This is a genomic window from Sphaerochaeta sp. (assembly GCA_022482495.1).
Lineage (GTDB): Bacteria > Spirochaetota > Spirochaetia > Sphaerochaetales > Sphaerochaetaceae > RUG023.
Window position 1 is genome coordinate 170554 of record JAKVPA010000002.1, and the last position, 13121, is coordinate 183674.

The window sequence follows — 13121 nt, forward strand, 5'->3', positions numbered from 1 at the left end:
GAGGTGAGGCATGGATACCAAGCAGAAAAAAGAAAAACGCACCTCTCTGAAACCGAAGCTCAATGCGGTGGCCGTCAAGCCCACCGCCGCCGACCATACGTTCAACATCGTCGTCGACGTGTTCCTCTGGCTTCTTTTGTTCATCATCGCCATCCCGCTTTGGAGCACCATCACGCTGTCGTTCCGTCCGAACGACTACATTGGTTCCAACCTGCAGGGGATGTTCCTTCCCTTCTGGAAGTGGTCCTCGGCGGCATACAAGGCGCTTCTGGGCAACCGGGGCTTCCTGCTTGCCTTCTGGAACAGCATCAAGATTCTGATCTTCGGTGTGGCGACGGCATTGCTGCTTACCATTCCGCTTGCCTACAGTCTTTCCATTCCGACGCTTCCTGGACGGAAGTTCTTCAACTGGTTGATCATCATCCCGTACGTATTCAACGTCGGCATGATCCCGACCTACCTGTTGGTCACCGGCATCGGACTGCAGGACCACCTCTCGTCCGTCTACCTGCCGGTCGCCGTCTCGACGTACAACTGCTTGATCATGCGCTCGTTCTTCGAGGGGATTCCCAATGAGTTGAAGGAATCGGCCCGGATCGATGGCGCCTCGGAGCTCCAGGTGATGATCCGCATCATCCTGCCGCTGTCCAAGGCCATCATCCTGACCGTCGGCCTGTTCTACGGCGTCTCGTTCTGGAACGACTTCTTCCGCGCCATGCTGTATCTGAACAACAACGACCTGCAGCCGCTTCCCATTCTGCTCAGGAACATCTTGATCGGCAGCGGCATGAACGAATACGTGGAGGTCAGCGCCTTCGGCGAGGCCCCGATCTCCGCCATCAAGGCGGCGTCGGTGTTCATGAGCGCCATCCCGATGGTTCTCGCCTATCCGTTCATCCAGAAGTATTTCACCAAGGGCACGTTGCTTGGCTCCGTCAAGGGCTGAGCATGATGATATCGAATTGAGGTAATCAGAAAGAGGAGGATTACATGAAGAAAACATTGTTGGTTCTGTTGATCCTGACCTGCTTGGTCGGCGCGCTGTTTGCGCAGGCGACCAGTGAGCAGGCCGCCCCGGCAGCTCCTGCCAAGGAAGAGCCGGTGACGATTGATCTGTGGTATGGCGCGGCGATCACCGAAGCGGGACCCCCACCTGATGATTGGGTAGGCTATCAGATCATCAAGGACAAGCTGAACATCAATCTGAAGCTGACGGCGCTTCCCTCTGCGGAAAACGACCAGGATGTGAAGATTCAGGCTGCCGGCGCGGCGAACAACCTGCCGGATCTGTTCATGGTGCGCCGTGACACGTTGATGCGTCTGGTCAAGCAGGGCTTGGTCGCCCCGGTGGATGACATGTATGCCAAGATGCCGGTCCGCACCGCAAAGCACTACGATGCCTCCAGCATCCAGAACACCACCGTCAACGGCCATTCCTATGGCTTTGCCGACCCGGGCTCCATCGCCAAGAACGAAGGTCTTTTGATCCGCAAGGACTGGCTGGACAAGCTTGGTCTGGCTGTTCCCAAGACGCTGGATGACCTGTACAACGTCATGGTTGCGTTCACCAAGAACGACCCTGACGGGAACGGAAAGAACGACACCTACGGCTATGGCGCCTTCCAGGAGATCAACAACTACGAAGAGTGGCCTGGCCGTCGTCTTGAGCCGATCCTTGGCGCCTTCGGCGTGGAAGGAACCTGGGACATGACCAAAGCCAACGCTGGCCTGAACATCCTCAAGCCGGAGTTCTACGACGCCATGGTCTTCATCAAGAAGATCCAGGACGCTGGTGTGATCGATCCCAACTGGCTGGCCTACAAGAAGGATGACTTCCGCGCTGCGTGGAAGCAGGGCCGGTTCGGCATCATGCGGGAACAGAACGCCGCGTACGCCGCGACTTCCAACTACGCACCGTTTGACAAGAACTTCCCCAACGGCGAATGGATCGTCATTGATCCGCCGGTAGGGCCTACGGGCAAGGCTTCCATCGGTCCGTACACAGTGAACTACCGCATCTACGCGGTCAGCGCCAAGGCGGCGAAAGCCGGCAAGTTGGACAAGATCGCCCAGTTGCTGGAGTGGATGGCTTCCGATGAGGGCTACTATCTGCTCGGATGGGGTGTCGAAGGCGTGAACTACACCAAAGACGCCAATGGTATTCCTGTCGCTGACGGAGTGGACAAAGATCTGGCGTTCTCCGGTCCGAAAGGCCAGACGGTCACCCAGTTGCGCAACATGGTGTTCTACAATGGTGACATCGAGCTTGGCAGCCGGTACCCGACCTACCAGACGGCGACCAGCGGCAAGACGATGAGCGCGTTGACGGTATTGCGTGACATGCAGAGCCGCAAGTGGACGCCGGCCATCGGTTCCGACATGCTGCCCATTCCCAACGCAGACCTGAAGCGCTTCTACGAACAGGGGCTCGCTGAGTTCATCACCGGCAAGCGCGAGCTTACCAAGGCGAACTGGGATGCGTGGATCGCTGAGTTCAAGAAGCAGGGCGGCCAGGCGTGGAATGACGCCGGTGTGCAGTACGCCCAGGACAACGATCTGTTGGTGTGATAATCTATCTATCCGGCCATCCGTAATGATGGCCGGATCCTTTTTTCAGGAAGAAATCAATGCACGAACCGCTTTCCCTCCAGATGGCCCGCCACGTCCAGGAAATCTATCGTCCTGGCATGATGAAGTGGCATTACGAACATGGATTGGTCATTATGGCCAGCCTTGCGGCAGACCCTGCTCTGTTTTCATGGGCGTACCAGCTGTATGACCCGATGATCGCCCAGGATGGCACGATCGCCACGTATCGGGAAGGTGAGTTCAATTTGGATCAGATCAATGCCGGGCGGAACCTGTTCACGTTCTACGAGAAAACGGGAGAACAACGGTTCATCGCCGCCTCGCGCATCCTGCGTGACCAGCTTGCCCACCAGCCCCGGACAAAGAGCGGTGTGTTCTGGCACAAGGAAATTTATCCGTGGCAGATCTGGCTGGACGGCCAGTACATGGAAGGTCCGTTCTACGCCCAGTACAGCCAATTCACCAATGATACCCAGGGAATGGATGATGTTGTCACCCAGTTGGTCACCACGTTCCATACGCTCCGCGACCCCAAGACGGGATTGTTGTATCATGCCTACGACGAATCCCGCGGGATGCGCTGGTCCGACCCGAAGACCGGCCTTTCCCCCCATTTCTGGGGACGCGCCATGGGATGGTATGGGATGGCCGTCCTGGATGTGCTGGATTACCTTCCCAAGGATCATCCGGGACGAAGCGCCCTGGGGGATATCATCCGTTCCTACATCAGTGCCATCCGGAAGGTGCAGGATCCAGAGAGCGGAATGTGGTACCAGGTGCTGGACCAAGGGAAGAGGGAAGGCAACTATCTGGAGACCAGCGCCACCAGCATGTTCGTCACCATTCTGCTTAAAGCCCGGAGACTGGGCATCACCACCGACCCCACCGACAAGGATGCCGCGCTGAAAGCCTTCAACGGCATGAAACAGCGCTACCTGGCAAACGACCTGCGCCTGGGGGGCATCTGCTCCGTGGCAGGACTCGGCGGCAACCCATGCCGTGACGGCTCCTTCTCCTACTACATCAGCGAACCCATCGCCACCGATGACTTCAAAGGCGTCGGCCCCTTCATCCTTGCCTGCCTGGAAGTGGAGAGGGCGTAGGGGTGTTTTTTCCCATTCTCTCCATAAAGATCAAGTTTTCATTGGAATTATTCAGAGACCTTTCATAAATCCTCTTTTTTTGTTTCTTCTCAGGAAAAAGAAGCATATACTTTCCGGGTTATTCGCTGTTTATGGTGGGTAAGATTCAATTGGGTATTCATGAATAGAGGGTAATTTGCTATGTTTAAAGCAAGGAGCAAAGCAGATGATCGACCCGCATATTCAGAAACTTTTCAGCCTCGGATTGGGCCTTGAGGAACCTTGGCGCATCACATCACTGGAGATGGTTCCGTCCGATAAGCAGCCAACGCTGTTGGAACTCCACATACGGATCGATTTCAAGGAAGGGTCGAGTTTCCAGTATCCAGGATTCGACCAGAGCTGCAAGGTCCACGATACCCGAGAAAGAACCTGGAGGCATCTCAATTTCTTCCAGTACCGTTGCTACATCACCGCAAAAGTCCCCAGAATCATCACGCCCGACGGCAAGGTGAGGACCGTTTCGGTGCCCTGGGCAAGAAGCGGCAGCGGCTTCACCTTGATGATGGAGGGGGTGATACTCACCCTGGTGAAGCACATGCCGGTCAGGACGGTTGCCCGGGAGATCGGGGAGCACGACACCAAGCTGTGGCGCCTGATCGACTACCATGTGGAGGAGGCCCTCAAGGACCAGGACTTCTCGGATGTCAGTGCGATAGGGGTGGATGAGTACAGCCACAAGGGCCACAACTACATAACGGTCTTTCTTTCCCATCCCGATGTCGCCACCGATGAGGCCGGAAGGTGCAGGCAGGCGGGGAAAGCGAGGGTACTCTTTGTGACGGAAGGAAAAGACAAGGATGCCGTGAAACGTTTTCTTGAGCGTTTCAAGGAGAAGGACGGAAAACCCGGGCAGGTGAAGGTTGCCACCAGCGACATGATCCACGGCTACCGCAGCGCCCTGGGGGAGAGCTTTCCCGAGGCCGTCGTCACCGTGGACAAGTTCCATGTGGTCAAGAATTGTTCGGATGCGGTGGACAATACCAGGAAACGGGAAATGCGCAGCAAGAACGCCGCAAAGACAAAGGACCTGAAAAAGACGCGGTACATCTGGCTGAAGAACCCCGACAACCTCACCGACAGGCAGCGGGAGCGGCTCGGCCAACTGCTCCAGGTCGAATATCTGGATACGGTCCAGGCCTACAGCTGCCGTCTTGAGCTGCAGGATTTCTATGAGACCCACAAGGCCTATGACGAGGACATGGTGTCTGACTTTGAGCGGCTGGCCATCAGATTCGCCAACTCGGCGGTCATGGAAATCCGCAAGTTTGCACAGTGCCTGACAAGGAATGCGGTGGAGATTCTTAACTACTTCCAGACCCTGAGGACCAATGCAATCCTGGAGGGGTTCAACTCGAAGATAAGCATCATCAAGAGCCGTGCGAGAGGCTTCAGGAACATGAGGAACTTCATGAACATGATCTACTTCGTCTGTGGAGAATTGTCTCTCCCCCTGCAGCCAATCATGTAGAGCTACCCACTATAAACAGCGAAAGGCCTGTAAAATCTGCTGTTTCACTTATGCCTAATGCAATTTATGAGTTGCCCTATGATGGAGCAAAAGAGATGTTGTTGGTTGATAATGTTGATAACAAAGATTTCCTGACAAGATTGTTTGTCGCTATGTATGATGAACTTCCTGCACAAAAAAGAAGAAGTCATAAAATCGGAAGTTGTGGAGGTAATTATCAATGAGAAATATTTACGATAATAGTGAATTTTTTGCCGCATATGCGGAAATGGGAAGAAGCAAAGATGGTCTGAAAGCTGCTGGAGAGTGGCATCAGTTGCAACCGTTATTCCCTAAATTACAGGGAAAAAAAGTTTTGGATTTAGGATGTGGTTACGGTTGGCATTGCAAATATGCCGCACAAATGGGAGCTACTGAAATTCTTGGTATTGATAGTAGTCAAAAAATGATTGCAAAAGCAGTAGCTGATAACTCTGATGACAAAATCAAGTATAAAGTTTGCGGTGTTGAAGAATACATTTATCCTGAAAATACTTATGACCTAGTTGTTTCTAACCTGGTACTGCACTATATCGAAAATTTAGCTAATGTTTATCAAAAGGTGTATTGCACATTAAAAGTAGGTGGGTATTTCCTATTCAATATTGAACATCCGACTTTCACCGCAGGTGTTAATGAGGATTGGATTTATGATGAAAATGGGAAACCTGATATGATGTGACCGTTGTCAAGCAGAATCTTTGTTTTCTTTTTCCTCCAGTTTTATCGCTACATGAAAAGGATTGATAGACAGCAAATCAGTTGTTCGGCACTTGACCATTCTGATATACGTGGATTGGTTACCACAGGCCAATGGTCCGCCTACAGCCCTTTCTGTCTAATAACGTGAATCACCACAGGGGTGTCAACATAGGTTTCTCGAAGATGGCAGGATCGTTGCCCGATTTGCCTGTCTATCAATCCCTCTCATCCCACGGTTCCTTCTTTTCCCTGGTGTTCAGTCAAATCTGTTGTTCATCATGCCCCAGATGAAGCAGGATAGTTCCCTTGCCACGGCAACCGTCGCCTTGTTCTTGATTACGCCGCGGTTGGTGAGGTTGTTGTACACCCGGTGCAGCCTCCGGTTCGCCTTGTCCGCATAGGCGATGACATCCGCCTCGTTCCCTTCCTGCCTTGCTTTCAGCCTCTTTGACTTCTGTCCATACAGGCTGCTTCGTAGTGTTGAGTTCGCCCCTTCTATGAGCAGCAACCTCAATCGGGTGTTTCCGGCTTTTGTGATACCTCCCCGTTTTTCCCGCTGTCCGCTTGAGTCCTCCCTAGGCACCAAGCCCAGATAGGCGGAGAACTGCTGGGCGTTGGCGAACCGGGAGAAATCCCCGATCTCTGAGACCAGCGACAACGCCGTATGGGTCTCGATGCCCCGGAAGCAGCGAAGTTTTGCCACCTTATCCCGATACGCCTCAAGTTGGGAGAGCTGCTCTATCCTCTGGTTGTACCGGTCGACCTTCTCCTGCTGGTCATATACCTCCTGCAGGTACTCATTGAAGGTCTCCTGGTCCACCGGGTCGGTAAACTGCTGCCGTTTCAGCCAAGTGTAGTGAATCTGGGTCCAGTAATTCTTTCCTTCCGAAAAATCCCTGCCACAACGCAAGAGAAACGAGAGCAAATTCTGCTTCGATTTCTTCAGGGCCTGCAGACGGGTGTTGCGAAGCCTGGTGTAGTTCTTGACCGCCTCATCCTCGGATGTGGGAACGTGTACCGCACTGTAGGTGCCGAACGCAAGGTGCTTCGACAGCTCCATCGCATCAAGCCGATCATTCTTCACATGATTCCCGGATGCCTTCGGCAGCGTTGTGGGCGCCATGATCACGCATCCGATGCCCGCTTTTTCCAGGTCGCGGTACAGGCCGTAGCCTGTCGGACCCGCCTCATAGCCGCACAGGACCTCAACGTTCGGTTGCGATTCCTGTAGTTTCCTAACATATTTAATGACCAGATTGCTGTTGCTTGCTATCCTGGTCTGGCCGAAGGCCTGCTTCGTTGCAAACGAATAGGAGCAGAGTGAGTAGGAATCCTTGTGGACATCGATGCCAATGTTGATTACAGTATTCATGTGGTGACCTCCATTTGCATGCGGTAGCCGCATACGGTTTAGTTGATATTCCCAGTATGCAAGGTGAATCCACGATTTGCAAACTGGGAGGTCACTTCATATTGTCTAAATATTGGCCAATCGACAATTACTATTACACAGGCGAAAGAGAAACCAATTTTCTTGGTCAACGAGTAATTAAACAGCACCACACATTAACGCAGATATTGAATCCACTTATAAAATGTGGTTTTCAAATTGAGGCTATTGAGGAAGCAATGCCTCCGGCAGATATGATGGGTATGCCGGGAATGTGTAATGAAATGCGTAGACCTATGATGTTGTTGGTTAAGGTTAAAAAGGTTTAATAAACAACTTCCAGTTTGTCTGAAACTAAACTGTAACTTTTAGTTTTTAGGGCTCCCGAAAAGGGAGCCTGAAAATTCATAATTTCTTATCAGGGAACCATCTTCGTACTTGTTGTCGGGGAGGTGTCATGCTATAATGGGTATACCTAAATAGGAAGACCTTAGATGACACAGAAACCGCAGTTCATCCAGTCCTTCGAAAGGCCCGCCGGCACCGAGATCAAGCTCATCAACGGCCACTACTACCTTTATGAGCGCAAGAGCGTCTACGACCCACTGACAAAGCGCAAGAAGAAGAAATCAGGTGCTCTTCTGGGCACCATCACCGAGGAGGGGTTCATCCCCAAGAAGGAGAAGGTCGCCCAGCAGGAATTGAGGGAGATCCAGTGCGTGGAGTACGGGGCCTGCAGCTACCTGTACCAAGCCAACGGGGCCATGACGGAGAGCCTGAAGCGGTTCTTCCCCGACACCTGGAAGACGATTTTCACCCTTGCTGCGCTCAAGTGCATCGGCGAGACATCGCTGAAGCGGGTGCAGGCCTGCTACGAAACCAGCTATCTTTCCGTATTGTTCCCACGCCTCGGGCTGTCTGCCCCCTCGCTCACCCGTGAGCTGAGGGAGCTGGGCAAAAACCGCGACGGGATATGCTCCTACATGAGGAACGGCCTTTCCGACTACAGCGGCTTCATCCTCATCGACGGGCACCGGATCATCAGCGAGTCGAGGAACCTGCCCCTCGCGCAGCTGGGCTACGACAGCAGGATGCGCTACGAGCCGCAGGTCAACCTGCTCTACCTGTTCGGCAGGAAGGACGGGATGAGGCTGCCGCTGTACTACAAGCAGTTCGCAGGCAGCGTCCCCGACTGCCTGGCGCTGCCCGACATCGGGGCGGAAGCGGGAATCCGGGGATCGGGCATCACCGTGATAGCGGACAAGGGCTTTGGATCCGACGACGACTTCGCCGCGATCACAGGATCGGGGATGCATTACATCATCCCTCTGAAGAGGAACACCGCCGAGGCGCAGATCCCGGCGAATGCCTCGTTGTACGCCAATGCGTTCAATTTCCGCCAGCGCAGCGTGTTCTGGACCTCCAGCACCAAGGAGGGGTGCAAGGTCGTTGTCTACTACGACATGCTGCTTGCCATGTATGAGACGAGCGACCTCATCTGCCGTCTCGAAAAGAAGAACAATGCCGCAGCGGCAGCCCTGGAAAAGGAGGAGGCACGGCGCAGAAAGGGCAAGAGCAAGCTCACCGACGAGCAGATTGCCGCGATGCAGAGCATCGACGTCACCCGCAATGTGCAGCAGCGCAGCGAGATCGGCACCCTCATACTCAAGACCGACCGCCTGGACCTCGACGAGTCCCAGATCTACGCCTTGTACAAGACAAGACAGGAAATCGAGCAGAACTTCAAGTGCTACGACGACACCCTGGACCTGGACGCCAGCTTCATGCAGGACCAGGATGCCTTCGAGGGGTGGCTGTTCGTCAACCATCTGGCCCTTCAGATGCTGTACGGCATCCTTGACTATATTGCCCAGGCGAACCTGACTGGCAGGTATTCCTTCAAGGATGTCGTCAGGACCCTGGAAGGCATCCGGGCGAACAAGATCAACGGACAGTGGCGATTGTCGCAGTTCACCAAGAATACCAGGAAGCTGTGCACCGACCTGGACATCAAGATTGACAGTCCCCTAGTCAGTTAGGGATACCTAAACTTTGAAAGTTACAGATTAGAAGAATTTTCATGGAAAAAATGATGGATTGCGGGTGATTTTCTTTGCTTTGTTCTTGGTTTTTTAAGACTACACGATGTTTGTTTTGTCTTTCACTGCTCCTCTTCCTCAGTTTCTGGTATGATGGGATGAGACGGAGGATGGTATGGAACGGTTGATGGAGAAGCTGGAGGAGACGAAGAAGTTCATCGTCTCACGGATCGGGAATGAGCCGGTGGAGATCGGCATCGTGCTGGGCAGCGGTTTGGGTGGTCTTGGCGATGAGATCGCTGATGCGGTGATCATCCCGTACAAGGATATCCCCAATTTCCCCGTTTCCACGGCACCAGGACACAAGAGCCGCCTGATCATCGGGAAGCTGGAAGGCAAACGGGTCCTCTGCATGCAGGGACGGTTCCACTACTACGAAGGGTACGGGATGGACCAGATCGTCTATCCCATCCAGACAATGTACATGCTTGGCATACGGAACCTGCTCTTGACCAATGCGGCGGGATGCGTCAACACGGCATGGAAACCGGGCAATCTGATGCTGATCACTGACCACATCAAGCTGATCCCGGAAAGCCCGATGCGCGGCCCCAACTGTGATGAGCTGGGACAGCGGTTCTTCGATATGGGCAATACGTACGACAAAGCCCTCCGGGCCTATGCAAAACAGTGTGCGGATCAGTTGGGTGTTGATCTCAAGGAAGGTATTTACCAGCTGTTCACCGGACCGCAGTATGAGACTCCGGCGGAAGTCCGCTTCGCCCGGATGTGCGGTGCCGACGCGGTGGGCATGTCCACCGTCCCGGAAGCCATCGCGGCAAGCCATATGCGGATGCGGACAATGGGTATCTCCTGCCTTACCAACATGGCGGCGGGAATCCTCGACCAGCCATTGACAACGGAAGAAGTGCTGGAAACGGGGGAGAAGGTCAAGCACACCTTCACCGCGCTGGTGAGGAGCATCGTCAAGGGGTGGCCGCGGTGAAAGCGGAAGCGTTGATCCACTCCTTGGGCTTGGTTCCGCTGGAAGGGGAAGGCGGATACTACCGGAAGATCTACACGCTCCGTAGCGGCGCGGAAATCCTGGGAGGCACCATCTACTACCTGGTGGACAAGGACAGTTTCTCCCATCTCCATTGGCTCCCTACCGATGAAGTATGGTACTTCCTGGAAGGCTCTCCGCTTCGGCAACTGGTGCTGTTCCCCGACGGCCGGCACACGTACACGCTGTTGGGGCTCGCCTCGGATGGACGAAAGCCGGTGACCATCGTGCCCGGTGGCTGCTGGCAGGGAACGAAGCTTGAGGAGTCTGATGGATACGCCCTGTGCGCCACGACAATGGTCCCGCCGTATGACGCCACCCGGTATCGTCAGGGGACCCGGGATCTCCTGATCTCCTATCCCGACTGTCCCGGAATCGAGGAATATCTGTGATGCGGAACGTCGTCATCACCGGAGCGGACAGCACCCTGGGTCTGGCAACCACCCGGCTGTTTCTCTCCCATGGATATCATGTGTACGGGTGCTACGCCCATGAAGGAGCCCGTGCTGCGACGCTGCGGAGTGTTTCCGGGGTGACGCCATTGTGTGTTGATGTCACTTCAGAGGATGGTCTGGAAGCGCTCTCCGCGGTTGGTTCGGTGGATGTCCTGGTCAACAACAGCGGGGTCTTTGAGAGTTACACGGAGAAAGAGATTCCCCTTTCCGCATGGGACAAGGTGTTTGACGTGAACATCCGGGGGTTGCACCGGGTGGTGCAGCGCCTCCTTCCCGTCTTTGCTCCGTCTGGCGCCATCGTCAACATCGCGTCCATCAACGCGTTGCATCCCGGGTTCGGGAAAACGGTCAGTTATGACGCCTCCAAAGGCGCGGTTGTCGCCTATACGCAAAGTTTGGCGGCGGAAATCGCCCCCATCCGGGTCAATGCCGTTGCCCCTGGCCTGCTGGATGCGCCATACTTGCATGCAGAAGGGAACACCGTCAGGGAACAGTTCGAGTCCCGGGCGTTGCTGGGCAGGATGGTCAAACCGGAGGAAGTGGCCCAGACGGTGCTGTTCGAAGCGGAGAACACGGCGATGACCGGTCAGGTGATCGTCGTCGATTGCGGATACCTGATGGGGTGAGCGTATGAAGATCCTGTGCATCAGTGACGAAACGGATCCGTTGATCTACTCAAAGAACATCGCCAAACGGTACGGCGACGTCGATCTGGTCATCAGCGCGGGGGATCTCCCGCTGAAGTACTATGAGTTCATCATCTCCACGTTGAACAAAGACCTGTATTTCGTCTTCGGCAACCACAACCTGGAGGCGATGGGCCAGTTCACCAAGGAAGGGCAGGTGACGGGACTGAGTTACGACAACGGTCCGCAACGGGTGCAGGTGATGCCGGACTACGGCGGAACCTACCTTGATGGGCGGGTCATCTACGACAAGCGCCACAATCTGATCATTGCGGGACTGGGGGGAAGCATCCGGTACAACAAAGGGAAGAACCAGTTCACCGAACGGGAGATGCGCTCGCGCATCATGAAGATGGCTCCCCACCTGCTGTGGAACAAACTGGTCCATGGACGCTATCTGGATATCCTGGTGACCCACGCGCCCCCGCTGGGCATCAACGATGACATTGACCGTTGCCATACCGGATTCGCCGCGTTTTTGCTGTTCATGCGCAGGTACAAGCCGAAGTACCTCCTGCACGGCCACGTCCATCTGCTTGATTTGAATCACGAACGTGTGGTGCAATACGGACAAACCAAGGTCATCAACATCTATCAAAACTTCGTGTTGGATGACCCGGAATTGGGAAAAAGGAAATGATTACAGAAGCTTTCAACCAAGCCAACGATGATTTCGAGCGCGCCAAGCGCAGGGGAAGGATGCAGGCGTTGATGTCCGGCCTTTCCTGGAAGAACACCGACTTGCTCTCCTTGTACGACGTCACCAAGTTGATCAAACCCAAAGGGGAGACGTATCGCGGCATGCAGACCATTCCGGTGAAGAACATCATCGGCTCGGAAGGCCGATACCATGATTTTTCCCTGGCGTTTTATCCCAAGAAGGAGATGCTTCGCGCCCGTTGGCGCAGCATCGACGAAGCGCAGAAGGAGAATGTCATCCTCCCTCCGATCTCCGTGTACAAGCTGGGGGATTATTACTTCGTCCGGGACGGGAATCATCGCGTTTCCGTGGCGAAGACCCAGGGGGTGGAGTTCATCGACGCCGAGGTGGTCGAGCTGGACAGCGAGATCAAGCTGGAACCAGGCATGACGATGAAGGAACTGAACCAGCGGGTCTGCGAGTACGAGCGCCAGCGGTTCATCGAGCAGTACCATCCCGAGGCGTACCTGCCGATGGATGAGATCAAATCAAACACCGCCGGTTTCTATCCGGAGATGATCAACCATATTCTGGTCCACAAGTACTACATCAACCAAGGGATCAAGGAGGAGATCAGCTTCGCCGACGCGGCGAAGAGCTGGTACGCCAACGTCTACAAGCCGATCGTCGAAGAAATCCGCCGCGACCACCTGCTTTCCTCGTTCCCTGGCATGACCGAAGCGGACATGTACATGTGGATCGTCCGGCACTGGGACAATATGAAACATGAAAAAGGCAATGACGTGACCATTGCCGCCGCGGCGGCCGATTACAAGAAGCGATACAGCAAGAGCCCACTGGTCTCCTTCCTGTTACGGATCAAGCGATTTTTCTCCAAGGAGTGA

At 54.5% G+C, this 13121-nt stretch carries 13 protein-coding genes; 12 read left to right on the forward strand and 1 reads right to left on the reverse strand.

Annotation, left to right across the window (positions count from 1 at the left end; all coding sequences use genetic code 11):
• Positions 1–10 precede the first annotated feature (10 nt).
• From LKE28_03450 to LKE28_03470, 5 genes are all read left to right on the forward strand, one after another.
• On the forward strand, positions 11–946 hold the full coding sequence (locus LKE28_03450; GenBank protein MCH3907309.1) for a carbohydrate ABC transporter permease: 936 nt from the start codon (positions 11–13) through the stop codon (positions 944–946).
• Between the two features lie 44 nt (positions 947–990).
• Positions 991–2568: an extracellular solute-binding protein gene (locus LKE28_03455; protein MCH3907310.1), complete on the forward strand. Its 1578-nt coding sequence runs from the start codon at positions 991–993 to the stop codon at positions 2566–2568.
• A 59-nt stretch (positions 2569–2627) separates the two neighbouring features.
• Entirely contained in the window at positions 2628–3692 is a 1065-nt protein-coding gene (locus LKE28_03460; protein ID MCH3907311.1) for a glycoside hydrolase family 88 protein, read from the forward strand.
• Between the two features lie 205 nt (positions 3693–3897).
• On the forward strand, positions 3898–5202 hold the full coding sequence (locus tag LKE28_03465; GenBank protein ID MCH3907312.1) for an ISL3 family transposase: 1305 nt from the start codon (positions 3898–3900) through the stop codon (positions 5200–5202).
• 220 nt (positions 5203–5422) lie between these two features.
• The gene (locus tag LKE28_03470) at positions 5423–5923 is read left to right on the forward strand and encodes a methyltransferase domain-containing protein (protein MCH3907313.1); all 501 of its coding nucleotides are present in this window, start codon (positions 5423–5425) and stop codon (positions 5921–5923) included.
• A 276-nt stretch (positions 5924–6199) separates the two neighbouring features.
• Here the strand turns inward: LKE28_03470 and LKE28_03475 are convergent, their stop codons facing one another.
• A complete protein-coding gene (locus LKE28_03475; protein MCH3907314.1) occupies positions 6200–7315 on the reverse strand; it encodes an IS110 family transposase in 1116 nt (371 codons plus the stop codon).
• Between the two features lie 56 nt (positions 7316–7371).
• Here LKE28_03475 and LKE28_03480 point away from each other — a divergent pair, with 56 nt between their 5' ends.
• From LKE28_03480 to LKE28_03510, 7 genes are all read left to right on the forward strand, one after another.
• Positions 7372–7662: a hypothetical protein gene (locus LKE28_03480; protein MCH3907315.1), complete on the forward strand. Its 291-nt coding sequence runs from the start codon at positions 7372–7374 to the stop codon at positions 7660–7662.
• A gap of 390 nt (positions 7663–8052) precedes the next feature.
• On the forward strand, positions 8053–9372 hold the full coding sequence (locus LKE28_03485; protein ID MCH3907316.1) for a transposase: 1320 nt from the start codon (positions 8053–8055) through the stop codon (positions 9370–9372).
• Between the two features lie 175 nt (positions 9373–9547).
• Positions 9548–10378 carry a purine-nucleoside phosphorylase gene (locus tag LKE28_03490; GenBank protein ID MCH3907317.1) on the forward strand — a complete coding sequence of 277 codons (831 nt, stop codon included), beginning with the start codon at positions 9548–9550 and terminating at the stop codon, positions 10376–10378.
• Positions 10366–10827, forward strand: coding sequence for a cupin domain-containing protein (locus LKE28_03495; GenBank protein MCH3907318.1), 462 nt, complete (start codon positions 10366–10368; stop codon positions 10825–10827). Before LKE28_03490 ends, LKE28_03495 begins: the two co-directional genes overlap by 13 nt.
• Positions 10827–11516: an SDR family oxidoreductase gene (locus LKE28_03500; protein ID MCH3907319.1), complete on the forward strand. Its 690-nt coding sequence runs from the start codon at positions 10827–10829 to the stop codon at positions 11514–11516. Before LKE28_03495 ends, LKE28_03500 begins: the two co-directional genes overlap by 1 nt.
• Before the next feature lie 4 nt (positions 11517–11520).
• On the forward strand, positions 11521–12216 hold the full coding sequence (locus LKE28_03505) for a metallophosphoesterase (protein ID MCH3907320.1): 696 nt from the start codon (positions 11521–11523) through the stop codon (positions 12214–12216).
• Entirely contained in the window at positions 12213–13121 is a 909-nt protein-coding gene (locus LKE28_03510; GenBank protein MCH3907321.1) for a transcriptional regulator, read from the forward strand. Before LKE28_03505 ends, LKE28_03510 begins: the two co-directional genes overlap by 4 nt.